This is a genomic window from Massilia sp. LjRoot122 (genome assembly GCF_964252725.1).
Classification (GTDB): Bacteria; Pseudomonadota; Gammaproteobacteria; order Burkholderiales; family Burkholderiaceae_D; genus Telluria.
Genome location: NZ_CAXUPB020000001.1, coordinates 4,098,824 through 4,121,454 on the forward strand (window position 1 = coordinate 4,098,824; position 22,631 = coordinate 4,121,454).

The following is a 22,631-nucleotide window of genomic DNA, read 5'->3' on the forward strand; positions in this document are numbered from 1 at the left end:
CACCTCCAATGAGGAAAGAATCACATGCCTGAGCACCGCATATTCGGGACAGCATTCGCCAAGGTGTATTCGATGTACATCGAGAAGGCGCAAAAGAAGCAAAGAACGAAGGAAGAAGTCGACCAAATCATTTGCTGGCTGACGGGTTATGACGCTGCCGGACTGAAGCGGCAACTCGAGCAGGAAAGCAGTTTCAAGACCTTTTTCGACGAGGCGCCATGTATGCACCCGAACAGCGCGCTGATCACGGGCCTCGTCTGCGGCGTCCGCGTGGAAGAAGTCGAAGATTCCTTGATGCGCAAGATCCGCTACCTGGACAAACTGGTTGATGAACTTGCCAAGGGCAAGGCCATGGAGAAGATCCTGCGCCAGCCGGCGCCGTAACATTCCATAACACAATCGGACCGGAACACCGGCCGGGCTCGCCTAGAATGGATCGATACAGATCAGGGAGCCCCATCATGAAAAAAACAGCCATGTCACTCTTGTTGGTTACGCTTGCATCGGTGTCGTCCGTCGCCCTGGCAGACTCATGGAAAGACGGCCGTCATGGCCGCGAGTACAAGCAGGAGTACTGGGACGGCAACTGCAAGGTCGAACGGAAATGGGAGAAGGACGGCGACTACAAGGAAAAGCGCAAGTGCAAGCGCCAGGACCGCCATTATTCGGACCACCGCTATGACGACCGTCGCTATGCGCGCCCGGTCGTGCAGCAAGGCTACTACCCGGCGAACTCGAACTACTACCCGGACTACGACCGCTATGACCGGCGCGATCCCCAAGTGAACATCGACGTCCGCATCCGCCAATAAGCCGGCGCACCAGTAAAAAACCCGCGTCGCCGCGGGTTTTTCCGTTTACATCGCAGCTTTCTGCTCGGCAGGCTTGGCGTTCGCATCCGCCTTGGCCGACGTCTTTTGCGCCTTGGCCGGTTTGGCAGCCGCGGCCTCCATCGGCTTGCCGTTCACCACCAGCCCGGCTTCGGACAGCTTCATGGCCTTCTTGCCCTTCACGCCCTTGATGCGCTCCTGGAAATCGGCCCAGTCCTTGAACTCGCCCTTGGCGCGCTCGTCGAGGATCATCTTCGACATGCTCGGCCCCACGCCCTTGAGGCCGTCCAATGCGGCCGCGTCGGCCTTGTTGACGTCCACCTGGGCGAAGGCGATACCGGTCGAGGCGACCAGCGCGGCAACAGCAAGCATCAGTTTCTTGATCATTGATGGTTCTCCGTAGGTTCACAAAATGGACGGCGGCGCCATCCATCCTGCCCTAACGAAGCTGCCGGGCCGCCGTTGACGGCCCTGGCTTGACGTAACTCAACCAGGGAACAGTTCTTCCCGCGTGACGGTTGCCGTCCCCAGTTTGCCGACCACGATGCCGCCCGCACGATTGGCGGTGGCCAGGGCTTCGGCCAGCGGCGCGCCCGCGCCCAGCATCGCGGCCAGGGTCGCGATGACGGTGTCGCCCGCGCCCGAGACGTCGAAGACTTCGCGCGCGTCGGCGTGCACGTGCAGCACCTCGTCGGCGCTGTACAGGCTCATGCCCTCTTCCGAGCGCGTCAGGAGCAGCGCCTCCAGTCCGAGCTCGACCCGCAGGTTCTGCGCCTTGGCGGTCAGCTGCTCCTCGGTCTTCCAGCCGCCGACCACGCGCTGCAGTTCCGAGCGGTTCGGGGTCAGGATGCTGGCGCCCTGGTAGGGCGAGAAATCGTCGCCCTTGGGGTCGACCAACACGATCTTGCCGGCGGCGCGGGCTTCCTTCACCATCTCGGCCACGTTCACCAGCGCGCCCTTGTTGTAGTCGGACAGGATCACGACGTCGTAGTCGGGCAGCAGCGCGCGGAACTGGTCGAGCTTGTCGCGCAGCACGGTCTCGGTGGGCGCATCCTCGAAGTCGATGCGCACCATCTGCTGCTGGCGGCCGATGACGCGCAGCTTGATGATGGTGGAGATCGCGTCGTCGCGCTTCAGGTAGCTGTGGATGCCGGCGCCCTTCAAGAGCTTCTCGACTTCGTCGCCCGCTTCGTCATTGCCGGTCACGCCCAGCAGGCCGGTATGCGCGCCCAGTGCGGCGGCGTTGCGCGCCACGTTGGCGGCGCCGCCCAGGCGCTCCTCGCGGCGCTCGATGCGCACCACCGGCACCGGCGCTTCCGGCGAGATGCGCGAGACGTCGCCGAACCAGTAGCGGTCGAGCATGACGTCGCCCACCACCAGCAGGCGCACGCGTGCGAGTTCAGGGGCCGCCTCGCGGCGGAAGCTGTCTGCCGTCAGGAGGCGGCTCGGGATCGGATGGGTCATAAGTTTGCTGCGTCAGTTCATCACATTCAGTTCTTCGGTGCGGCGCGGCGGGTAGGTTTCCCAGCGGCTGCAGCCCGGGCACTGCCAGTAGAACTGGCGCGCCTTGAAGCCGCAGTGGCTGCACTGGTAGCGCGCCAGCTTCTGGGTGTAGCGCTGCACCAGGTTCTTCACCATCGACAGCTCTTCCCAGACGTGGGCCGGGGCGTCCATCAGGCGTGCCTCCAGCAATTTGTCCAGGCCCAGCAGGGTCGGATTGCGGCGCAGTTCCTCGATCACCAGTTGTTTGGCAGCTTCCACGCCGTCGAGTTCGATCACGGCCTTGAACACCACCTCGATCAGGTCGATCGACGAGGCTTCGGCCAGGTAGGCGCGCAGCAGGTTGACGCCTTCCTGCGGCCGGCCCACCTTGCGGTAGCCGTCCATCAGGCGTTGCGCCACCAGGGCCACGTGCGGGACGCTCTGGTGTTCGACGCGGCGCCAGGTGACCAGGGCCGCTTCGGTATCGCCCTGGGCCAGCTGGGCGTCGCCGATCAGGATGGTGGCGCGCACGCTGGAGCGGTCGGCCTGCAGGGCCTTCTCCAGCAGCTGCATGGCATCGCTCGGCTGCAGGTGCACCAGGGCGTCCTGGGCCAGCTCGCAATAGAACTGGGCGATTTCCTTCTGGCGCGCGCCGGCGCCCGATTCCTGCAGACCGACCGCGACGTCGATCGCGCGGCGCCATTCCTTTTCGCGCTGGTAGATCTCGAGCAGCGCGCGCCGTGCCTGCACCTCGAAGGGCGTGTCGACCAGCAGGTTGAAGGTTTCCTCGGCGCGGTCGAGCAGGCCGGCCTTCAGGTAGTCCATCCCCAGCTCATATTGCGCGTGCGCCTTCTGCTCGCTCGGCAGGTCGGGACGCGCCAGCAGGTTCTGGTGGACGCGGATGGCGCGCTCGATCTCGCCGCGGCGGCGGAACAGGTTGCCGAGGGCGAAGTGCATGTCGGCCGATTCCGGGTCGAGCTTGACGATCTCGATGAAGGAATCGATGGCCTTGTCCGGCTGGTCGTTGAGCAGGTAGTTCAGGCCCTTGAAGTAGCCGCGCGGCAGGCTGCGCGATTCGGAGACCAGTTCCTTGATGTCGACGCGGGCGGCGATCCAGCCCAGGCCGAAGAAGAATGGGATGCCGAGGAGCATCCAGATTTCGAATTCCATGTGTTCTTGTTCTGTGTGCGCTGTCTGAACAGCTTATTGCGCCAGTTTCTGCGCCGGGTTCACCACATCCGGCGCCGGCTGTGCGTTGCCGGTACCGGCGGCGCTCTGCAGGGCCTGGATGGTGTTCTTGTGCTGCGAGGTCTGGCGGCGCTGGCGGAACACGGTCGGCGTCAGTGCGAGGATGCCGAGTGCGGCGCCGGCGATGAAGAAGGCCAGCAGCATCAGCACGAGCGGCCCGCGCAGCACGTAGCCCAGGAAGAGATGGAGCTCGACTTCCTGGGTGTTCTTCAGCGCGAAGCCGAAGAACAGGACGAACAGAATGATGCCGGCGATGGTTGAAACAAATTTCATCGATAGTGCCTGCTGGTTGAGTGCGCAAAGGCGAAGTGTCGCATATCCAACATGATATTTCAAAAGGCTTGGTGGTGCTCGGCGGTATGTGGTGCGAGGAAGAGTTAACGCTGCGCGAGGGAATTGGATCCCGGCCTGCGCCGGGATGACGTTGTTTGAGTTTACCGTTAGCCTCAAGACCGTCGTTCCCGCGAAGGCGGGAACCCAATTTCACGTGCAGACCAATAACTCAGCACGAAAAAAAAACGGCATCCCAAAAGGGACGCCGTTCTTGTCTGCTCGCTAGCAGACGACTTCAGTCTTCCATGATCGGTTGCCCGACCATCGCGTCCACCCGCTCGCGCAACTGCTTGCCAGGCTTGAAGTGAGGCACCCGTTTTTCGGGCACCATCACCTTGTCGCCGGACTTCGGGTTGCGGCCGATGCGCGGTGGCCGGCTGTTCAACGCGAAACTGCCGAAACCGCGGATCTCGATGCGCTGACCAGTCGCCAGGGCGTTGGTCATCGCGTCGAGGATGGTCTTGACAGCGAATTCCGCGTCTTTCGCCACCAGCTGAGAGTAACGCTCAGCCAGGCGGTTGATCAGCTCGGACTTGGTCATCTGGTCGCCTCAGAAAGGAATTAACCCTTGTTGTCGAACTTGGCCTTCAGCAGTGCGCCCAGGCTGGTGGTGCCCGAAGCAGCGCTGTTGTCGTTGGCCAGCTTGCTCATTGCTTCCTGGGTCTCGACATTGTCTTTCGCCTTGATCGACAGCTGGATGCTGCGAGCCTTGCGATCGATGTTGATGACCAGAGCTTCGACCTTGTCGCCCACTTTCAGGTGGGTGCCGGCGTCTTCCACGCGGTCACGCGAGATTTCCGAAGCGCGCAGGTAGCCTTCGACTTCGTCGTTCAGCGCGATGACGGCGCCTTTCGGCTCAACCGACTTCACGGTGCCGGTGACCAGGGTGCCCTTGTCGTTCAGCGAAGCGAAGTTGTTGAACGGGTCGCCTTCCAGCTGCTTCACGCCCAGCGAGACACGCTCGCGCTCGACGTCGATGGCCAGGACCACGGCTTCCAGCTCGTCGCCCTTCTTGAAGCGACGCACGGCTTCTTCGCCGGCTTCGGTCCAGGACAGGTCCGACAGGTGCACCAGGCCGTCGATGTTGCCCGGCAGGCCGATGAACACGCCGAAGTCGGTGATCGACTTGATCGAACCCTTGACCTTGTCGCCCTTCTTGTGGGTCATGCCGAAGTCGTCCCATGGGTTCGCCTTGCACTGCTTCATGCCCAGCGAGATACGGCGACGCTCTTCGTCGATTTCCAGGACCATGACTTCGACTTCGTCGCCCAGCTGGACAACCTTGTTCGGAGCCACGTTCTTGTTGGTCCAGTCCATTTCCGAGACGTGCACCAGGCCTTCGATGCCCTGCTCGACTTCCACGAACGCGCCGTAGTCGGTCAGGTTGGTGACCTTGCCGAACAGACGGGTGCCCTGCGGGTAGCGACGCGACAGACCGGTCCAAGGATCGTCGCCCAGCTGCTTGACGCCCAGCGAGACGCGGTTCTTTTCCTGGTCGTACTTGAGGACCTTGGCGGTGATTTCCTGGCCAACCGACAGCACTTCCGACGGGTGACGCACACGGCGCCATGCCAGGTCGGTGATGTGCAGCAGGCCGTCGATGCCGCCCAGGTCGACGAACGCACCGTAGTCGGTGATGTTCTTGACGACGCCGGTAACCACGGTGCCTTCTTTCAGGGTTTCCATCAGCTTGGCGCGCTCTTCGCCCATCGATGCTTCGATGACGGCGCGACGCGACAGGACGACGTTGTTACGCTTGCGGTCCAGCTTGATGACCTTGAATTCCAGGGTCTTGCCTTCGAACGGGGTGGTGTCCTTGACCGGACGGGTGTCGACCAGCGAACCCGGCAGGAATGCGCGGATGCCGTTGGTCAGGACGGTCAGGCCGCCTTTGACTTTACCGTTGACGGTACCGGTGACGATCTCGCCCGATTCCATTGCTTTTTCCAGAGCCAGCCACGATGCCAGGCGCTTGGCCTTGTCGCGCGACAGGATGGTATCGCCGAAACCGTTTTCCAGCGATTCGATGGCCACGGAGACGAAGTCACCGATCTGGACTTCCAGTTCGCCCTGGTCATTCTTGAATTCTTCGACCGGGATGAAAGCTTCCGACTTCAGGCCGGCGTTGACGATCACGAAGTTGTGATCCAGACGCACGACTTCGGCGGAGATGACTTCGCCCGAACGCATGTCTTGACGCGACAGCGATTCTTCAAACAGGGCGGCAAAGCTTTCCATACCGGTATCTTGGGTGGTTGCAGTAGACATAAAGGATATTACTCAGGTTAGCCCAGCAGGCCGGCGTTAGTGCGGACTGAACTGGGGTTAGGTTGAAACACGCCTGCGATGGCGGGATGCTGTCGCAGGCACCCTACAAGGACGATGTGCTCTTCAGCACGTCGTCCCGGTGAAGGCCGGGACCCAAGTTTGTCAGCGCAGCCACCATGGCGATGACTCAAGCCGACGGCGGTGCACCCAACTTGGATTCCGGCCTGCGCCGGAATGACGGTCTCGAAGCTAACGACTCTTCTCAACCGTCATTTCAAACTCATGCATGCGCATACCAGGCGAGTACCTGTTCGACCGCTTCCGCAGCCGTCATGTTCGAGGTATCGAGCAAGTGCGCATCCTCCGCCGGGACCAGGGGAGCGATCGCGCGCTTGGTGTCGCGCTCGTCTCGCTCCTTCAAATCCTTCAGGAGATCGTCCATATTAGCAGAAAACCCTTTGTCAATCAATTGCTTATACCGGCGTTGCGCCCTTGCCTCCACGCTTGCGGTCAAGAAAACTTTTAATTTCGCGCCGGGAAAGATCACCGTGCCCATGTCGCGCCCGTCGGCCACCAGGCCGGGGGTCTCGCGAAAGCCCAGCTGCAGGGCGTAGAGGGCCTGGCGCACGGTCGGCAGCGCGGCGATTTTCGAGGCCATGTTGCCGACTTCCTCGGCCCGGATCGCCCCGCTGACGTTCTCGTTGTTCAGGAAGATATCCCCGCCCACGAAGCGGGCCGGCAGGTGCTCGGCCAGCTTGGCGATGCCGTGCTCGTCGCGCAGCTCGATGCCGCGGCGCATCGCCTGCAAGGCCGTCAGGCGGTACAACGCGCCCGAGTCGAGGAGGTGGAAGCCGAGGCGCTCGGCGACCTTGGCGGCGACGGTACCCTTGCCGGACGCGGTCGGGCCGTCGATGGCGATGACGGGGATGGGATTGTTCGGCATGTTATCCAATCGTCAAAACAAATCGTTCTTTGCAATACCCGCGAAGGCCTCGAAATACTCCGGGAAGGTCTTGGCCACGCATTTCGGGTCGTTGATGCGCATCGCGTTGCCGCGCCGCGCCTTGCCGTCGAGCGAAGCCAGCGAGAAGCACATGGCCATCCGGTGGTCGTCGTAGGTGTCGATGGTGGCGGGTTTCAGCTGCTCGGGCGGGGTGATGCGGATGTAGTCCGGCCCCTCCTCCACCTCGGCGCCGACCTTGCGCAATTCAAGCGCCATGGCCGCCAGGCGGTCGGTTTCCTTCACGCGCCAGCTGGCGATGTTGCGCAGCGTGCTGGTGCCGTCGGCGTACAGCGCGGCCACGGCGATGGTCATCGCGGCGTCCGGGATGTGGTTGAAGTCGGCGTCGATCGCCTTCAGCACGCCATTCGAACGCGCCTCGATCCAGTTTTCGCCGCGCGTGATGATGGCGCCCATGCGCTCGAGCGCGTCGGCGAAGCGCACGTCGCCCTGGATGCTGTTCTCGCCCACGCCTTCCACGCGCACCGGACCGCCGGCGATCGCGCCGGCCGCCAGGAAGTAGGAGGCCGAGGAAGCGTCGCCCTCGACGTGGATGCTGCCCGGCGAGCGGTAGCGCTGGCCCGGGTGCACGGTGAACGAGGACCAGCCGTTCTGCTCGACCGTCACGCCGAAGCGGCGCATCAGGTTCAGGGTGATTTCGATGTAGGGCTTGGAAATCAGCTCGCCCACCACATCGATCGACACGGCATGGGTGGTCGCCATCAGCGGTGCGGCCATCAGGAGCGCGGTCAGGAACTGACTCGACACGTTGCCGCGCACCGCCATGCGGTTGGCGTGGATGTGGCCGCGGCGGATGCGCAGCGGCGGGAAGCCCGGCTCGCCCGTGTACTCGATCTGGGCGCCGACCTCGTTCAGCGCATCGACCAGGTCGCCGATCGGACGCTCGTGCATGCGCGACACGCCATGCAGGGTGTAGTCGCCGCCGATCACGGCCAGTGCGGCGGTGAGCGGACGGATCGCGGTGCCGGCATTGCCCATGAACAGGTCGGCCTCGTGGACCGGCAGCACGCCACCCTTGCCGTGGACGACCACGGTGCGCTCGTCGACTTCATCCCACTGGATGCCGAGCGAGCGCAGCGCGCCCAGCATCACCATGGTGTCGTCCGAGGCCAGCAGGTCGTGGATGGTGGTCGTACCTTCGGACAGCGCCGCCAGCAGCAGGGTGCGATTCGAGATGCTCTTGGAGCCCGGCAGGCGCACCGATCCCTCCACGTGGATCACGGGTTCGAGGTCGATGTGCTGCGGGTAGTGTTTAGACTGCGTCATTCTATTCCCTGGTGTTGCGGAGCAGGCGGCGAGCCGGCCTCGATCGCCTCGATCCATGCCTGCCTTGCGCGCTGGGCGTTGGCAAACACGGTTTCGAGGCCGGGACCGTCGGCGGCGGCGAGCCTCGCCCGCAATGTAGTCAATTGTGCCAGATATGCATCCAGCTCGGTAAGCAAGGCGTCGCGGTTGGCCAGGCTGATGTCGCGCCACATTTCCGGCGAGGAGCCGGCGATGCGGGTGAAATCGCGGAAACCGCTGGCGGCGTACTGGAACAGCAGATCGGCGTGCGGCTTGGCGGCGATGTCGTCCACCAGCGCATAGGCCAGCAGGTGCGGCAGGTGGCTGACGGCGGCGAACACGCGGTCGTGGTCGGCGGGGCTCAGGCGATGGATGAGCGAACCGCAGTGGCGCCAGGCGGCGGCCACGCGTTCGACGTCGGCAGGCAGATTCTCCGGCAGCGGCGTCAGCACAGTCTTCTTGCCGCGGTACAGGCCGGCCATGGCGGCATCCGGCCCGTTCGATTCGCTGCCGGCGATCGGGTGGCCCGGCACGAACTGCCCAATGCGCCCACCCAGCGCCGCGCGGGCCGCAGCCACGACGTCGCACTTGGTGCTGCCGGCGTCGGTGATGATGGTCTGCGGTTCGAGGTGCGGCAGCAGCGACGCCAGGATCGCTCCGGTCTGCCCCACCGGCGCGGCCAGCAGCACCAGGTCGGCGCCGCGCATGGCTTCCTGCGGCGAGGCGCAGATCTCGTCGATGATGCCCAGCTCCAGTGCGCGCGCCATCGCTTCCGGCGAACGGCCCAGTCCGGCGACCTTGGCCACCTGGCCGGCCGCCTTGAGCGCCAGCGCGAAGGAACCGCCGATCAGGCCGACGCCGACGATGACGAGGCGGTCAATCATTCAGCCGAGCACCTTCTTCAATGCTGAGATGAAGGCCGCATTCTCTTCCGGCAGGCCGATCGAGATGCGCAGCCACTGGTGCAGGCCGTAGTTGCCGACCGGGCGCACGATCACGCCCTGCTTCAGCAGGGCCAGGTTGACGCGCGCGCCGGCCTGGTCGTCGTCGCCGACCTTCACCAGCACGAAGTTGCCGAAGGACGGCACGTACTGCAGGCCCAGCTCGTCGAAAGCGGCGGTCAGCTGCTGGTAGCCCGCGGCGTTGTTCTGCGCACCCTTCTCCAGGAAAGCCTTGTCGTTGAGCGCGGCGATCGCGGCGGCCTGGGCCAGCGAATTGACGTTGAAGGGCTGGCGGATGCGGTTCATCAGGTCGGTCACCGCCGGCTGGGCGATGGCGAAGCCCACGCGCAGGCCGGCCAGGCCGTAGGCCTTGGAGAAGGTGCGCGAGACGACCAGGTTCGGATACTTGCGCACCCACTGGCTCGACTCGAACTGGTGTTCGGGCGCCAAGTATTCGTTGTAGGCCTCGTCCAGCACCACGACCACGTTGGCCGGCACTTTCTGCAGGAAGGCTTCGATCTGCGCGGCCGGGATGAAGGTGCCGGTCGGGTTGTTCGGGTTGGCGACGTAGACCAGGCGGGTGTCGGCATCGATGGCAGCGGCCATCGCGTCCAGGTCGTGGCCGTAGTCCACGGCCGGGACCACGATGGCGCGGCCGCCCACGCCCTGCGTGGCCAGCGCGTACACCGCGAACGAGTACTGCGAATACACCACGGCCTCGCCCTTCTGGACGAAGGCATGCGCGGCGATTTCCAGGATGTCGTTGCTGCCGTTGCCCAGGGTAATCCAGTCGGCCGGCACGTCGTAGCGTGCGGACAGCGCGGACTTCAGTTCGAAACCGTTGGCGTCCGGGTAGCGGCCGAGGTCGGCGGCTGCCTGGGCCATCGCGGCGCGGCTCGACTCCGGCACGCCGAACGGGTTTTCGTTCGAGGCGAGCTTGACGATCTTGGCTTCGTCGAGGCCGAACTCACGGGCGACTTCAGCGATGGGTTTGCCGGCCTGGTAAGGGGCGATGGCGCGGACGTAATCTGGACCGAGTTGCGACATGGGATTCTCGAAATAAGTAAGTGAAATCAGAGGCTCTGCGGGTAGGAACCCAGGACCTTGAAGAAGGCGGCGTTGTCTTTGAGCTCGCCGAGGGCGCGGGCGACGGCGGCATCGCGCACATGGCCCTCGATGTCGACGTAGAAGTAGTACTCCCAGGTGCCGATGCGCGCCGGGCGCGACTCGAAGCGGGTCATCGACACGCCGTGCTTCGCCAGCGGCGCCAGCAGGTTGTAGACGGCGCCGGCCTTGTTCGGCACGGCCAGCACGATCGAGGTGTGGTCGCGGCCCGAGGGTCCCGTTTCCAGGCTGCCGATCACGGCGAAGCGGGTGCGGTTGTGCGGGTCGTCCTGGATGTGGGCCTGCACCACGCCGAGCTGGTACTGCTCGCCCGCCATCTCGCTGGCGATCGCCGCGACGCTCGGATCCTGGCTGGCCAGGATCGCGGCTTCGGCATTGGACGCCACCGCGCGGCGTTCGACGCCCGGATGGTGCAGGTTGAGCCAGACCTGGCACTGGGCCAGGGCCTGCGAGTGGGCGCACACCACGCGCACGCCATCCATGCTGCCGGTCTTGGTCATCAGGCTGTGGTGGACCGGGATCGAGATCTCGCCGCTGATCACGGTGGTCGTGGCCAGCATCAGGTCGAGGGTGCGGTTGATCGCGCCCTCGGACGAGTTCTCGACCGGGACCACGCCGAAGTCGGCGGTGCCGGCCTCGGTGGCGCGGAACACCTCATCGATCGAGACGCAGGGCAGCGTCTCGATGGCGGTGCCGAACTGCTGGTACACGGCCTGCTCGCTGAAGGTGCCGGAAGGGCCGAGATAGGCCACCGTCACGCGCTTTTCCAGCGCGCGGCAGGACGACATAATCTCGCGGAAGATGGTCTGGACGTCGCGGTCCTTCAGCGGGCCGGGATTGCGCTCGGCCACGCCGCGCAGCACCTGGGCTTCGCGCTCGGGACGGAACACCGGCGCGTTGGTCTCGGCCTTGACGTGGCCGACCTGCTGGGCGATCTGGCCGCGCCGGCTCAGGAGGTCGAGGATTTGCGCGTCGATCGCATCGATCTGTTCGCGCAGGGGGAGAAGTTTGTCATTCATCGTAAGCTCGTATTATTTCCGTCGGGTGGACGGCAGAGCCGCCCACCCGACGATCGCGGAACTATCGTCCCGCGAATTCGTTCAAATAATCGACGAGGGCCTGCACACCCTCGAGCGGCATCGCATTGTAGATCGACGCCCGCATGCCGCCGACGGACTTGTGGCCCTTCAGTTGCAGCAGCCCGCGCGCCTTCGCGCCGGCCAGGAATTTGTCGTTCAGGGATTCGTCGCGCAGGTAGAACGGTATGTTCATGCGCGAGCGGAATTCGTGCGAGACGCGATTCTGGTAGAAGTCGTCCGCATCCAGCGCCTCGTACAGCAGGCGCGCTTTTTCAATATTCGTCTGTTCCATCGCCGCCACCCCGCCCTGCTTCTTGAGGTGGGCGAACACCAGTCCGGCGATGTAGATCGCGTAGGTCGGCGGCGTGTTGAACATGGATTCATGTTCGGCCACGGTCTTCCAGTGGAAGGCCGAGGGGCAGATCGGCAGCGCGTCGTCCAGCAGATTGTCGCGCACGATCACGATCGTGAGCCCGGCCGGGCCGATGTTCTTCTGGGCGCCGGCGAAGATCACGCCATACTTCGACACGTCGATTTTGCGCGACAGGATGTGCGAGGACATGTCGGCCACGATCGGCACCCGCGGCTCGATCTCGGGGACGAAGTTGTACTCGACGCCGTCGATGGTCTCGTTGGTGCAGATGTGCAGGTAGGCCGCGCCCGGGCTCAGGTTCCACGAGGACTGAGGCGGCACGCCGGTGAAGCCGTTCGCTTCGCTGCTCGCCGCGACATTGACGTGGGCGTAGCGCTTCGCTTCCTTGATCGACTTGCCCGACCACGAACCGGTGTGGATGAAGTCGATCGTGGCCGGCTGGGCACAGCAGCCCGCCAGGTTCATCGGGATGATGGCGTTCTGGCCCAGTCCCCCGCCCTGCATGAACAGGATCTTGTAGTTGCCGGGCACGGCCAGCAGCTCGCGCAGGTCGGCTTCGGCCTGCTTGTAGATGGAGATGAATTCCGGACCGCGGTGGCTCATCTCCATCACCGACATGCCGCTGCCATGCCAGTCGAGCATTTCACTGGCGGCCTGCTGCAGCACTTCCTTCGGGAGGACGGCCGGACCGGCCGAAAAGTTGAAGATCTGGTTCGTCATGCGGTCCTTTCTCTGTTACGGTTTCTGCACGTCCTGCGCTACTTCCTGCATCAGCTTGGCCACGCGCGGCATCATCACGCGCTGGGAGGCCGCCATGCCTTCGGCCGCCAGCTTCGGCGACAGGCTCATCATCTTGCGGCCGACCGGGCTCTGGTAGAACGCCGCCAACTCCTTGATCTCGGCGACCGTGTAGTTGTTGGCATACAGCGGCACCATCTCGTCGATCATGGCATCCATCAGGGTGGGATCGTTGAAGATCTTGCCGATCGATTTAGACACGCTCGGCAGCGTCTGCTCGACCTTCGCCAGGGCTTCCTTCTTCTGCGCGGCATCCATCTTGGGGTCGGCCTGAATCATGCCGGCCAGCTGCTGGCGCATCATGCCGGGCATGGCCTGCTGCATCTGGGCGACCATCGCGCTCATATTCTTGCGCATTTCCATCGCCTCGAACATGGCTTTCACGGCGGCGGTGGCTTGCGGATCGGCGCCGGGCGCGGCCAGGGCGAAGGACGGGAAGGCTGCGAAGGTCGCGGCAGCGGTCAGGGCAAGGACGAATTTTTTCATTGTTGTCGTGATGGTGATAAAACGCGGGCTCTCCTGCCCGGTGCGAAAAAAAACGGGCCGCATCGAGGCGGCCCGCTTGACGCGATTACTGCGGTGCCTGTTCGATCTCGACCTCTTCGAGGTCGGTCTCGACGATGCGCTGCAGGCCGGACAGCTTGGTGCCGTCCTCCACCGCGATCAGGGTCACGCCCTGGGTCGCGCGGCCCATCTCGCGGATCTCGGCGACGCGGGTACGGATCAGGACGCCGCCGGTCGTGATCAGCATGATCTCGTCGGTGGTTTCGACCAGGGTCGCGGCCACCACCTTGCCGTTACGCTCGGAGGTCTGGATCGCGATCATTCCCTTGGTGCCGCGGCCGTGGCGGGTGTACTCGGTGATCGGGGTACGCTTGCCGAAGCCGTTCTCGGTGGCCGTGAGCACCGACTGCTGCTCGTTCTCGGCCACCAGCAGGGCGATGACCTGCTGGCCTTCTTCCAGGTTCATGCCGCGCACGCCGCGCGCGGTACGGCCCATCGGACGCACGTCGTTCTCGTCGAAGCGCACCGCCTTGCCGCCGTCCGAGAACAGCATCACGTCGTGCTGGCCGTCGGTCAGCGCGGCGCCCACCAGCACGTCGCCCTCGTCGAGGTCGACCGCGATGATGCCGGCCTTGCGCGGGTTGCTAAAGTCCTTCAGCGGGGTCTTCTTGACGGTACCCAGCGAGGTCGCCATGAACACGTAGTGGTCTTCCGGGAAGGTCCGGTTCTCGCCCGACAGCGGCAGGATCACGGTAATCTTCTCGCCGTCCTGCAGCGGGAACATGTTGACGATCGGCTTGCCGCGCGAGTTGCGCGAGCCCTGCGGCACTTCCCACACCTTCAGCCAGTACATCCGGCCGCGGTTCGAGAAGCACAGCATGTAGTCGTGGGTGTTGGCGATGAACAGCTGGTCGATCCAGTCTTCGTCCTTGGTCGCCATCGCCTGCTTGCCGCGGCCGCCGCGCTTCTGGGCACGGTATTCGGCGATCGGCTGCGACTTCATGTAGCCGGTGTGCGACAAGGTGACCACCATGTCCTGCGGGGTGATCAGGTCTTCGGTCTCGAGGTCGCTGGCATTGTGTTCGATCACCGAGCGGCGGGTGTCCTTGCCGTTGTCGGCGTAGTCGCTCTTGATCTGCACCATCTCGTCGCTGATGATGGTGGTGACGCGTTCCGGGCGGGCCAGGATGTCGAGCAGGTCGGCGATGTGGTCCATCACTTCCTTGTACTCGTTGACGATCTTGTCCTGCTCCAGGCCGGTCAGGCGCTGCAGGCGCATCTGCAGGATTTCCTGGGCCTGCTCGTCGGACAGCTTGTACATGCCGTCGTGCTGCATGCCGTAATGCTTCGGCAGGTGCTCCGGGCGGAAGGCTTCGATGCCGCCGGAAGCGCCCAGCTCGGTACGGTTCAGCATTTCGCGCACCAGGGACGAATCCCAGCCGCGCTGCATCAGCTCGACCTTCGCGATCGGCGGCGTCGGCGCGGCCTTGATGATCGCGATGAAGTCGTCGATGTTCGCCAGCGCCACCGCCAGGCCTTCCAGCATGTGGCCGCGCTCGCGCGCCTTGCGCAGCTCGAACACGGTGCGGCGGGTAACCACTTCGCGGCGGTGCGACAGGAAGCACTCGAGCATCTGCTTGAGGTTCAGCAGCTTCGGCTGGCCGTTGACCAGCGCCACCATGTTCATGCCGAAGGTGTCCTGCAGCTGGGTCTGCTTGTACAGGTTGTTCAGCACCACTTCCGGCACTTCGCCGCGCTTCAGTTCGATGACCACGCGCATGCCCGACTTGTCGGATTCGTCGCGGATGTCGCTGATGCCTTCCAGCTTCTTGTCGCGCACGTTCTCGGCGATACGCTCGAGCAGCGACTTCTTGTTCACCTGGTAGGGCAGCTCGTCGATGATGATCGCGACGCGGCCGCCGTCCTTGCCGTATTCCTCGAAGTGGGTCTTGGCGCGCATCACCACGCGGCCGCGGCCGGTGCGGTAACCGTCGCGCACGCCCGAGACGCCGTAGATGATGCCGGCGGTCGGGAAGTCCGGCGCCGGGATCAGCTCGATCAGTTCGTCGATCGTGCAGTCCGGGTTCTTCAGCAGGTGCTGGGCGCCGTTGATGACTTCCGACAGGTTGTGCGGCGGGATGTTGGTGGCCATGCCCACCGCGATGCCGGACGAGCCGTTGATCAGCAGGTTCGGGATCTTGGTCGGCAGGACCGTCGGTTCCTTTTCCTTGCCGTCATAGTTCGGCTGGTAGTCGACAGTGTCCTTGTCGATGTCGGCCAGCAGTTCGCTGGCGATCTTGTCCAGGCGGCACTCGGTGTAACGCATCGCCGCGGCGGAGTCGCCGTCGATGGAGCCGAAGTTGCCCTGGCCGTCGACCAGGGTGTAGCGCAGCGAGAAGTCCTGCGCCATACGCACCAGCGTGTCGTAGATCGAGGCGTCGCCGTGCGGGTGGTACTTACCCATGGTGTCGCCGACCACGCGCGCGCATTTCACGTACGGACGGTTGTGCGCGTAGTTACTCTCGTGCATGGAGTACAGCACGCGGCGGTGCACCGGCTTGAGGCCGTCGCGCACGTCCGGCAGAGCACGGCCCACGATCACGCTCATCGCGTAATCGAGGTAGCTCTTGCGCATTTCTTCTTCTAGGGAAATGGGAACTGTTTCTTTTGCGAATTGATCCATTGGGCGGGTCGACTGCTTTCAGGCTAATGGTTATGAGTTGCAACGGACGATTCTACCATGGCCCACTTAGCACCAGCACAATTCCGGTTTTAGGGGCGGACAGTTCCAGCATTGTCGATGTCGGCCTAGTCCGCTTGACCGAATGTTGCAACAAAACAACGTCAACAAGAATATGCATTGCGTTTGATTTAGGTGCAGTCGTGCGATTTTGGTGCATGTGGCAAAATGGACAGGAAATTAATTGCTTGTTTCACAATGCGAAACATGCAACGTGGACACTGTGTTAATGTTTTGAGAAGCCACGCTGCTTTTCGCACGGAATTTACCGAAAGGAAAAAAGAACATGAATAAACTGGCCACCCTCCTGCTCGCTGCTTCGGCTGCGCTCGCGGGCAACGCATTCGCCCAGAGCGATGCGCCGTATGCACCGCTGACCACCGACATCAAGGCGCGTACCCCGTACAGCGCCTACGTGCAGGACAGCCGCGGCGTGATCGCCCGCAATCCTTTCGGCCTGTGCTGGCGTACCGGCTACTGGACCCCGGCCGACGCGGTCCCGGGTTGCGACGCGCCGCTGTGCGTGCCGCCGGAGAAACTCGAGAACGGCAAGTGCGTCGCTCCGCCGCCACCGCCACCGCCACCGGTTGCTGAACCGGCACCTGCGCCGGCACCTGCGCCTGCCCCGGTCCCGACCTCGGAAAAAGTGTCCTACTCGGCTGACGCCTTCTTCGACTTCGACAAGGCTGTGCTGAAGCCGGCCGGCAAGGCATCGCTCGACGACCTGGTCTCGAAGCTGGGCGACATGAACCTGGAAGTCATCATCGCCGTCGGCCACACCGACTCGATCGGCACCGATGCCTACAACCAGAAGCTGTCGATCCGCCGCGCCGAAGCCGTCAAGGCCTACCTGAAGGGCAAGGGCGTGGAAGAGAACCGCATCTACACCGAAGGCAAGGGCGAGAAGCAACCGGAAGCCGACAACAAGACCTCGGCTGGCCGCGCGAAGAACCGCCGCGTGGAAATCGAAGTCGTCGGTACCCGTACCGTCAACAAGTAATCCTTGCGCTTTGCGCAATCAAACCCCGCTCAGGCGGGGTTTTTTTTCGTTCTTGGCAAGAAAAAACCCTGAGAGTCCGTCCACAGCTGATTACATATTTTCTGTGCAGCACTCCGTGACAAGCCCCATTTCCAGTATTATCCCGAGTATGACTACGAACGCAGACCCATTAGAAATCCAGAAATTCAGCGAGTTGGCGCACCGCTGGTGGGACCCGACGTCCGAATTCCGCCCGCTGCACGAAATCAACCCGCTGCGCCTCGAGTGGATCAACGCGCGTGCTCCGCTGCTGGGCAAGAAAGTGATCGACATCGGCTGCGGCGGCGGCGTGCTGTCCGAAGCCATGGCGCGCAAGGGCGCCAAGGTCACCGGCATCGACCTGTCGAAGAAGGCGCTGAAGGTCGCCGACCTCCACAGCCTGGAATCCGGCGTGGAAGTGCGCTACAAGCACATCGCCGCCGAAGAGATGGCGGCCGAGGAAGCCGGACAGTTCGACGTGGTCACCTGCATGGAAATGCTCGAGCACGTGCCCGATCCGGCCTCGATCGTGCAAGCCGCGGCCACCCTGGTCAAGCCGGGCGGCCACGTGTTCTTCTCGACGCTCAACCGCAATCCGAAGTCCTATCTGTTCGCCGTCATCGGCGCGGAATACGTCTTGCGCATGCTGCCGCGCGGCACCCATGATTACGCCAAATTCATCACGCCGGCCGAACTCTCGCAGTTCGCACGGCTGGCGGGTTTGCAGGTCGACGGCCTGAAAGGCCTGACCTACAATCCGCTCACCAAGATTTACTCGCTTAACAACGACACCGATGTGAACTACATGGTGGCGTGCACCAAGCCGCTCTGAACTTCATCCCGAACTTTTCCATGACTCTCACGACCGTCCTGCCGGCACCGCGTGCCATCCTGTTCGACCTCGATGGCACGCTGGCCGACACCGCGCCCGACCTCGCGGCCGCCGTCAACTGGCTGCGTACCGAGCGCGGCCTGCCACCGACCCCGTATTCGGTGCTGCGCCCTACCGCATCCGCCGGCGCGCGCGGGATGATCGGCGCCGCCTTCGGCCTGGCGCCGGGCGACGAGGGCTATGAAGAGCTGCGCATGCAGTGGTTCGACCGCTACCAGGAAACCATGGCGGTGCACAGCTCGCTGTTCGGCGGCATCACCGAACTGCTGCACGGGATCGAACAGGCCGGCATGGCCTGGGGCATTGTCACCAACAAGCCGGCGCGCTTCACCGACCCGCTGATTCCGCAGATCGGCCTGTCGCACGCGGGCTGCGTGGTGTCGGGCGACACCACCGGCTTCCCCAAGCCCCACCCTGCCCCGCTGCTGGAAGGCGCACGCCGCCTCGGCGTCGACCCGGCGCACTGCTGGTACGTGGGCGACGACAAGCGCGACGTCGAAGCCGGCCACGCCGCCGGCATGGTGACGGTGGCCTGCAACTGGGGCTACTGCGGCGCCATCGAACCCTCGACCTGGGGCGCCGACTACCTGCTCGACACCCCGACCGACCTGCTGCAGACCCTGCGCACCGTGGTGGAAAGCGCGAGCGCGGCCAGGTCAGCGGCCTAGTCCGCTTACAAGTCTTTACGATTGATACAGGCTTCGGTCTAGTTCCGCGGCGGGCTCACCGGTAATCTACTCCCATACGACAACACAACGTCATTTACGGAGAAGAACATGGAAACCACCCGCCTCAACCGCATTCATCCCCTGATGGCCGCTGCCGCCGTGTCGGTTGTGATTGTCAGCCTGACCGGCGCCGCCGCGATCACCGGCCTGCTGCCGAATTCGAACAGCGCACCCGACGTACCCGCAGCTCAGCTGGCAGCCGCTTCGCCGTACGCGGCGCAGCAGCCGCAGTTCGTGCCGGTCACGACGGCGCAAGGCCAGGTCGTGATGGTGCCGGCTACCGCGGTCCAGGGCCAGCCGCTGTCGGCCACGCCAGTGACGCCGCAACTGGCCACCCAGCTGGCAGCCGGTCCGGCGCCGCAGATGGCCATGCCGGTCGCCTACATGCAGCCTGCGGCCCAGCCCGCACCTGCACCGGCCCCGGTCGTGATCAAGGAAGTGATTCGTGAAAAGCCGGTGGTGAAGGTGGTCGAGAAGACCCGTGTGGTCCATGCGAAGCCGAGGAGCGAGCCGCGCTACTATCCGCAGCCGGCCCCTGCCCCGGCCCCGGCCCAGCCGAACTATGTCGGCATCGGCACCGGCGCCGTGATCGGCGGCCTGATCGGCAACCAGATCGGCGGCGGCAACGGCAAGAAGCTCGCCACCGTGGCCGGCATCATCGGCGGCGGCATGCTCGGCAACGAGATCGCCAACCGCAACCGCTAAGCAGCTGGTTCTCCCCTAAAAGCCGCAGGCACTCAGCCTGCGGTTTTTTTTCGGAAGATGCAGACGATGATGTCGCTTGGGAAGATGCGCAGTACCGGAATCGCGCACACGATGGCGATGTACTGCACCCACAGCGAGACCAAAGGCACATTGCCGGCGCAGCTCAGCCGCTCGCGCAGGCCCTTGGCGCGCAGGGCCGGCAATTCGGCGCTGTCGACCAGGTCGAAACCGCGCCCCGCCACCAGCTGCGCCAGGTTGCCGGTGCTGAAGTAGTGCACGTGCGGCGAAGGCAGGTCTTTCTGCCACAGCCGCTCGAAGGGCGTACGCCAGCCCAGCCGTGCAATCGTCTTGGACAGGCGGTAGAAGAAGCCGCGGCTGTTCGGCAGGTTGAGGATCAGGATGCCGTCCGGATTCAGGCGCTGCCGGCAGGCGTCGAGGGCGCTGCGGATGTCCGGGATGTGCTCGATGACGTCGTTGAAGACGATCACATCGAAGCGCTCGTCTTCCCGCAACACGTCGGGAAAGAAGCCGGCACGCACCGGCAGGCCGCGTGCCGCGGCGCGGCCGCCGACGACGGCATCCGGTTCGACCCCGAGCACGTCGAAGTCCTCGCGCGCCGTTTCCAGGAACCAGCCGTGGGCGCTGCCCACATCGAGCAGGCTGCGCGCGCCGGGCCGCACATGGCGTTTGGCGTACTGGACGATGGCACGGAAATTCTCGAGCCGCAGGGCCTTCAGGCCGGCTTCGCGCTCGGCCTCGTTGACCTCGGGCCCGGTATGCTGGTTGATCACGACGGACAAGGCCGCGCTTTCGTACTGGCATGCCGGACAGGTCGCGTGCCACGACGCGAGCCCCGCAGTTTGGGTGTTACCGCAGACGATACAGACCATTGCCATCCCTTGTCGAAGTGTGACGTAGAGCGGTGACGTAGAGCGCGTAGCCGGGCCATGATATTGCAGTTTCGTCATGCTGTGAGCATATCTTCTTGGCCTACTTGACATTAAGCGGATTCTAAGCAGTCAGGCTGCACGCACTAGCGAATTGGGGTACAATGGACGTTCTTTCGTTGGGGGCGACCTGGTTTCGACGTGGGTTGCAAAGCAGCGCAGGGCATACCGAGGACTGGTTACCTCGTAAATACATCCAGAAATCAATAACTGCAAACGATAACTCGTACGCACTCGCAGCTTAATTGCTGCTAGCTCTACAACACCTCGCCCCTGGGGTGGCCGCAAGGCAGTAGAGTCATTTACAGGGGCTCGCAGTAGGCCGGGTCACTTGGTCGACTGTTAAAAAATAGGTGACTAGCCTGTTCAAAGGGTGCACATCCCCGTTGCTCAGGTTAAATTAATTGATAGTGCTAAGTATGTAGAACTGTCTGTAGAGTGCTTGCGGACGAGGGTTCGATTCCCTCCGCCTCCACCAACCGCATTCAAAAAGCCGCTGATTCGTCAGCGGCTTTTTCATTTCTGCGCGAGTACAGCGAGAAGCTATGCGCAAAGAAAAGAGCCGCTGATCGCTCAGCGGCTCTTCAGTGTCAAGGAGTTGACAGCATTACGACGTCGGCCCCGGATCCGCGCCCGCCTGCTGGATCACCATCAACTCCTTCATCAGCGCGTCATTGAAGGCCGGAATATCGTCCGGCTTGCGGCTCGTGATCAGCTTGCCGTCCACCACCACCTCGTCGTCAGTCCACTCCGCCCCCGCGGCCTTCAGGTCGTCCTGAATCGCCGGGTAGCTGGTCAGGTGCTTCGACTCGGCAATACCCGCCTCGATCAGCGGCCACGGTCCGTGGCAGATCGCCGCGATCGGCTTGTCCGCGTCATCGAAGGCCTTGATGAAGGCGATGGCTTCCGGGATCTGGCGCAGCTTCTTCGGATTTTCCTCGCCGCCCGGCAGCAGCAGCGCATCGAAGTCGGCTTCGTTCGCCTGCGACAGGCTCAGTTCCACCTTGAATTTGTTGCCGGGCTGGTCGTGGTTCATGCCCTGCACTTCCTCGCCCGCGCCTTTGGGGGAAATGAGGGTCACACGCACGCCCTTCCCCTCCAGGAAACTGCGCGGCCCCGTGTATTCGACCTGCTCGACGCCATCGGTCATCAAAACGGCAACGCGCCTGCCGATCAGGTCCTTCTCGCTCACCAGGTCCAGGTGATCTCCCGCATTCACGATATTGGTCATATGCCCTCCTGTCTGGTTCATTCGCTTGTCGGTTCGATTGTAGGACGCCCCCATGGCAGGCGTCGCGCGGATGACCGGCGGCTCAAGTTTCAGGCCAGCAGGTAGCAGACGTCGTCCCGGTCGCGCCTGTCCAGGCGGGTGCACAGGAAGCCATCCAGCCCGAGCCGGATGCTGCCGTCCAGGCTGGCCCCGTCGACCTCGTCGCCGCGCAGGATCACCTGCAGCTCGCGGTGCGGCAGGTCGATCGCGAAGCGGTCCAGCAGCGCCGCCAGCGCGCGGGCCCCGCTCGCGCCCGGCAGGAAGCGCTCGAATATCCGCGCGGACACCGGCCCCACGCGGATGCGGATGCCGAGTTCCGGACGCGGCAGGCGCTCGCCCAGGGTCGCGCCGAGGCCGATGTCGCAGTTGTTCTCGCCCAGCCGGCTGCGGTCGCCGTGGCCGAGCGCGTCCCAGCGGCCGGCGAACTGTTCGACCGCCACCGGCACCTGCAGGTATTCGCCGAGCACACCCGCGATCAGGCCGGCCGGCACCACCCGGCTGCGCAGCTGGGCTGCAAAATAAGCCAGGCTCTCGAAGGCAAGGCCGGCATCCGGCTGGCCCTGCGCCGCAGCCTGCCACCCGGCGCCGCCCAGCGCGGCGAGCTGGGCAAGGAAGCGGTCGCGATTGTGTTCGTCCGGGCCGCCGCGCACCCGGTACTTGCGCCAGGCGCGGTAGAACAGCGCCAGCTGGCGGCTGGAGAAGGCATCGTAGAAGGCGCGCGGCCCGTCGTCGTGCGTCGCATGCTCCCAGGCCGCGATGCGCTCCGTGTAATGCAGGGGCAGCGCGCCGTTCACGCCCAGCAGCCCCATCACCGCCGTGCGTACCCGCAGGCGCATGGCGCCATCGCCCGCGGGGCCCTGCTCCAGCTGCAGCGCATCGATGTCGCTCGCCGGGAAGGCCAGCGACAGGCTGTTCTCGAAGCGGATCGCGGATTCCGGATCAAGGCCGTAGCGGCGCAGCCAGCGCGTCAGCAGGCGGATGGCCTGGAACAGCTCGTAGCGCCAGGGCTCGGCCAGCAGCTCATTGATCCCACCCGCGATCACGT

General features: G+C 64.1%; 23 protein-coding genes and 1 other RNA gene. 7 read left to right on the forward strand and 17 right to left on the reverse strand.

The window, feature by feature from the left end; genetic code table 11:
- Positions 1 to 24: 24 nt before the first annotated feature.
- Positions 25 to 384, forward strand: coding sequence for a DUF2200 domain-containing protein (locus tag ACSQ25_RS17930; protein ID WP_436107024.1), 360 nt, complete (start codon positions 25 to 27; stop codon positions 382 to 384).
- Positions 385 to 461: 77 nt separating this feature from the next.
- Positions 462 to 812: a hypothetical protein gene (locus tag ACSQ25_RS17935; RefSeq protein WP_436107025.1), complete on the forward strand. Its 351-nt coding sequence runs from the start codon at positions 462 to 464 to the stop codon at positions 810 to 812.
- 45 nt (positions 813 to 857) lie between these two features.
- On the opposite strand, the gene ACSQ25_RS17940 is transcribed toward ACSQ25_RS17935, so the two are convergent.
- From ACSQ25_RS17940 to gyrA, 14 genes are all read right to left on the reverse strand, one after another.
- On the reverse strand, positions 858 to 1,217 hold the full coding sequence (locus tag ACSQ25_RS17940; protein ID WP_436107026.1) for a ComEA family DNA-binding protein: 360 nt from the start codon (positions 1,215 to 1,217) through the stop codon (positions 858 to 860).
- Positions 1,218 to 1,316: 99 nt separating this feature from the next.
- Entirely contained in the window at positions 1,317 to 2,294 is a 978-nt protein-coding gene (gene rfaE1, locus ACSQ25_RS17945; RefSeq protein WP_436107027.1) for a D-glycero-beta-D-manno-heptose-7-phosphate kinase, read from the reverse strand.
- Between the two features lie 12 nt (positions 2,295 to 2,306).
- On the reverse strand, positions 2,307 to 3,482 hold the full coding sequence (lapB, locus tag ACSQ25_RS17950; RefSeq protein WP_436107028.1) for a lipopolysaccharide assembly protein LapB: 1,176 nt from the start codon (positions 3,480 to 3,482) through the stop codon (positions 2,307 to 2,309).
- Positions 3,483 to 3,515: 33 nt separating this feature from the next.
- The gene (locus ACSQ25_RS17955) at positions 3,516 to 3,833 is read right to left on the reverse strand and encodes a LapA family protein (RefSeq protein WP_436107029.1); all 318 of its coding nucleotides are present in this window, start codon (positions 3,831 to 3,833) and stop codon (positions 3,516 to 3,518) included.
- Between the two features lie 295 nt (positions 3,834 to 4,128).
- Positions 4,129 to 4,434, reverse strand: a complete 306-nt coding sequence (locus ACSQ25_RS17960; RefSeq protein ID WP_036216108.1) for an integration host factor subunit beta — start codon at positions 4,432 to 4,434, stop codon at positions 4,129 to 4,131.
- Between the two features lie 20 nt (positions 4,435 to 4,454).
- Positions 4,455 to 6,161: a 30S ribosomal protein S1 gene (gene rpsA, locus ACSQ25_RS17965; RefSeq protein WP_436107030.1), complete on the reverse strand. Its 1,707-nt coding sequence runs from the start codon at positions 6,159 to 6,161 to the stop codon at positions 4,455 to 4,457.
- Positions 6,162 to 6,441: 280 nt separating this feature from the next.
- Complete coding sequence (gene cmk, locus ACSQ25_RS17970; protein WP_436107031.1) at positions 6,442 to 7,104, reverse strand: (d)CMP kinase; 663 nt, start codon at positions 7,102 to 7,104, stop codon at positions 6,442 to 6,444.
- 12 nt (positions 7,105 to 7,116) lie between these two features.
- Positions 7,117 to 8,448, reverse strand: a complete 1,332-nt coding sequence (aroA, locus tag ACSQ25_RS17975; RefSeq protein WP_436107032.1) for a 3-phosphoshikimate 1-carboxyvinyltransferase — start codon at positions 8,446 to 8,448, stop codon at positions 7,117 to 7,119.
- On the reverse strand, positions 8,445 to 9,350 hold the full coding sequence (locus tag ACSQ25_RS17980) for a prephenate dehydrogenase (RefSeq protein ID WP_436107033.1): 906 nt from the start codon (positions 9,348 to 9,350) through the stop codon (positions 8,445 to 8,447). The genes aroA and ACSQ25_RS17980 overlap by 4 nt, the downstream gene beginning before the upstream one ends.
- On the reverse strand, positions 9,351 to 10,454 hold the full coding sequence (hisC, locus tag ACSQ25_RS17985) for a histidinol-phosphate transaminase (protein WP_436107034.1): 1,104 nt from the start codon (positions 10,452 to 10,454) through the stop codon (positions 9,351 to 9,353).
- Between the two features lie 26 nt (positions 10,455 to 10,480).
- On the reverse strand, positions 10,481 to 11,551 hold the full coding sequence (pheA, locus tag ACSQ25_RS17990; protein ID WP_436107035.1) for a prephenate dehydratase: 1,071 nt from the start codon (positions 11,549 to 11,551) through the stop codon (positions 10,481 to 10,483).
- Between the two features lie 61 nt (positions 11,552 to 11,612).
- Positions 11,613 to 12,704 (reverse strand): 3-phosphoserine/phosphohydroxythreonine transaminase, encoded by a 1,092-nt coding sequence (gene serC, locus ACSQ25_RS17995; RefSeq protein WP_436107036.1) that lies wholly within the window; start codon positions 12,702 to 12,704, stop codon positions 11,613 to 11,615.
- Positions 12,705 to 12,719: 15 nt separating this feature from the next.
- Complete coding sequence (locus ACSQ25_RS18000) at positions 12,720 to 13,268, reverse strand: DUF2059 domain-containing protein (protein ID WP_436107037.1); 549 nt, start codon at positions 13,266 to 13,268, stop codon at positions 12,720 to 12,722.
- A gap of 85 nt (positions 13,269 to 13,353) precedes the next feature.
- Positions 13,354 to 15,969, reverse strand: a complete 2,616-nt coding sequence (gene gyrA / locus ACSQ25_RS18005; RefSeq protein WP_436107038.1) for a DNA gyrase subunit A — start codon at positions 15,967 to 15,969, stop codon at positions 13,354 to 13,356.
- 343 nt (positions 15,970 to 16,312) lie between these two features.
- Between gyrA and ompA the strand changes: the two genes are divergently transcribed.
- The 4 genes from ompA to ACSQ25_RS18025 all read left to right on the forward strand — a co-directional run bounded on the left by ompA (position 16,313) and on the right by ACSQ25_RS18025 (position 19,369).
- Positions 16,313 to 17,026 (forward strand): outer membrane protein OmpA, encoded by a 714-nt coding sequence (gene ompA, locus ACSQ25_RS18010; protein ID WP_436107039.1) that lies wholly within the window; start codon positions 16,313 to 16,315, stop codon positions 17,024 to 17,026.
- Between the two features lie 148 nt (positions 17,027 to 17,174).
- A complete protein-coding gene (gene ubiG / locus ACSQ25_RS18015; protein ID WP_436107040.1) occupies positions 17,175 to 17,876 on the forward strand; it encodes a bifunctional 2-polyprenyl-6-hydroxyphenol methylase/3-demethylubiquinol 3-O-methyltransferase UbiG in 702 nt (233 codons plus the stop codon).
- Between the two features lie 20 nt (positions 17,877 to 17,896).
- Entirely contained in the window at positions 17,897 to 18,604 is a 708-nt protein-coding gene (locus ACSQ25_RS18020) for an HAD family hydrolase (RefSeq protein WP_436107041.1), read from the forward strand.
- Positions 18,605 to 18,712: 108 nt separating this feature from the next.
- A complete protein-coding gene (locus ACSQ25_RS18025; protein ID WP_436107042.1) occupies positions 18,713 to 19,369 on the forward strand; it encodes a glycine zipper 2TM domain-containing protein in 657 nt (218 codons plus the stop codon).
- Positions 19,370 to 19,401: 32 nt separating this feature from the next.
- On the opposite strand, the gene ACSQ25_RS18030 is transcribed toward ACSQ25_RS18025, so the two are convergent.
- The gene (locus ACSQ25_RS18030) at positions 19,402 to 20,160 is read right to left on the reverse strand and encodes a methyltransferase domain-containing protein (RefSeq protein WP_436108102.1); all 759 of its coding nucleotides are present in this window, start codon (positions 20,158 to 20,160) and stop codon (positions 19,402 to 19,404) included.
- 277 nt (positions 20,161 to 20,437) lie between these two features.
- Here ACSQ25_RS18030 and ssrA point away from each other — a divergent pair.
- Positions 20,438 to 20,794: a transfer-messenger RNA gene (gene ssrA, locus ACSQ25_RS18035) on the forward strand.
- 129 nt (positions 20,795 to 20,923) lie between these two features.
- Here ssrA and ACSQ25_RS18040 read toward each other — a convergent pair.
- Together ACSQ25_RS18040 and tssG are read right to left on the reverse strand one after the other, a co-directional pair.
- Positions 20,924 to 21,547 carry a type 1 glutamine amidotransferase domain-containing protein gene (locus ACSQ25_RS18040; protein WP_436107043.1) on the reverse strand — a complete coding sequence of 208 codons (624 nt, stop codon included), beginning with the start codon at positions 21,545 to 21,547 and terminating at the stop codon, positions 20,924 to 20,926.
- A gap of 89 nt (positions 21,548 to 21,636) precedes the next feature.
- Positions 21,637 to 22,629, reverse strand: a complete 993-nt coding sequence (gene tssG / locus ACSQ25_RS18045; RefSeq protein WP_436107044.1) for a type VI secretion system baseplate subunit TssG — start codon at positions 22,627 to 22,629, stop codon at positions 21,637 to 21,639.
- Between the last annotated feature and the right edge of the window lie 2 nt (positions 22,630 to 22,631).

What these genes read in the sequence shown, in the direction of transcription:
- ACSQ25_RS17930 (WP_436107024.1), top strand. Translation starts at nt 25, where the DNA reads ATGCCTGAGCACCGCATATTCGGGACAGCATTCGCCAAGGTGTATTCG.
- ACSQ25_RS17935 (WP_436107025.1), top strand. Translation starts at nt 462, where the DNA reads ATGAAAAAAACAGCCATGTCACTCTTGTTGGTTACGCTTGCATCGGTG.
- ACSQ25_RS17940 (WP_436107026.1), bottom strand. Translation starts at nt 1,217, where the DNA reads ATGATCAAGAAACTGATGCTTGCTGTTGCCGCGCTGGTCGCCTCGACC.
- rfaE1 (WP_436107027.1), bottom strand. Translation starts at nt 2,294, where the DNA reads ATGACCCATCCGATCCCGAGCCGCCTCCTGACGGCAGACAGCTTCCGC.
- lapB (WP_436107028.1), bottom strand. Translation starts at nt 3,482, where the DNA reads ATGGAATTCGAAATCTGGATGCTCCTCGGCATCCCATTCTTCTTCGGC.
- ACSQ25_RS17955 (WP_436107029.1), bottom strand. Translation starts at nt 3,833, where the DNA reads ATGAAATTTGTTTCAACCATCGCCGGCATCATTCTGTTCGTCCTGTTC.
- ACSQ25_RS17960 (WP_036216108.1), bottom strand. Translation starts at nt 4,434, where the DNA reads ATGACCAAGTCCGAGCTGATCAACCGCCTGGCTGAGCGTTACTCTCAG.
- rpsA (WP_436107030.1), bottom strand. Translation starts at nt 6,161, where the DNA reads ATGTCTACTGCAACCACCCAAGATACCGGTATGGAAAGCTTTGCCGCC.
- cmk (WP_436107031.1), bottom strand. Translation starts at nt 7,104, where the DNA reads ATGCCGAACAATCCCATCCCCGTCATCGCCATCGACGGCCCGACCGCG.
- aroA (WP_436107032.1), bottom strand. Translation starts at nt 8,448, where the DNA reads ATGACGCAGTCTAAACACTACCCGCAGCACATCGACCTCGAACCCGTG.
- ACSQ25_RS17980 (WP_436107033.1), bottom strand. Translation starts at nt 9,350, where the DNA reads ATGATTGACCGCCTCGTCATCGTCGGCGTCGGCCTGATCGGCGGTTCC.
- hisC (WP_436107034.1), bottom strand. Translation starts at nt 10,454, where the DNA reads ATGTCGCAACTCGGTCCAGATTACGTCCGCGCCATCGCCCCTTACCAG.
- pheA (WP_436107035.1), bottom strand. Translation starts at nt 11,551, where the DNA reads ATGAATGACAAACTTCTCCCCCTGCGCGAACAGATCGATGCGATCGAC.
- serC (WP_436107036.1), bottom strand. Translation starts at nt 12,704, where the DNA reads ATGACGAACCAGATCTTCAACTTTTCGGCCGGTCCGGCCGTCCTCCCG.
- ACSQ25_RS18000 (WP_436107037.1), bottom strand. Translation starts at nt 13,268, where the DNA reads ATGAAAAAATTCGTCCTTGCCCTGACCGCTGCCGCGACCTTCGCAGCC.
- gyrA (WP_436107038.1), bottom strand. Translation starts at nt 15,969, where the DNA reads ATGGATCAATTCGCAAAAGAAACAGTTCCCATTTCCCTAGAAGAAGAA.
- ompA (WP_436107039.1), top strand. Translation starts at nt 16,313, where the DNA reads ATGAATAAACTGGCCACCCTCCTGCTCGCTGCTTCGGCTGCGCTCGCG.
- ubiG (WP_436107040.1), top strand. Translation starts at nt 17,175, where the DNA reads ATGACTACGAACGCAGACCCATTAGAAATCCAGAAATTCAGCGAGTTG.
- ACSQ25_RS18020 (WP_436107041.1), top strand. Translation starts at nt 17,897, where the DNA reads ATGACTCTCACGACCGTCCTGCCGGCACCGCGTGCCATCCTGTTCGAC.
- ACSQ25_RS18025 (WP_436107042.1), top strand. Translation starts at nt 18,713, where the DNA reads ATGGAAACCACCCGCCTCAACCGCATTCATCCCCTGATGGCCGCTGCC.
- ACSQ25_RS18040 (WP_436107043.1), bottom strand. Translation starts at nt 21,547, where the DNA reads ATGACCAATATCGTGAATGCGGGAGATCACCTGGACCTGGTGAGCGAG.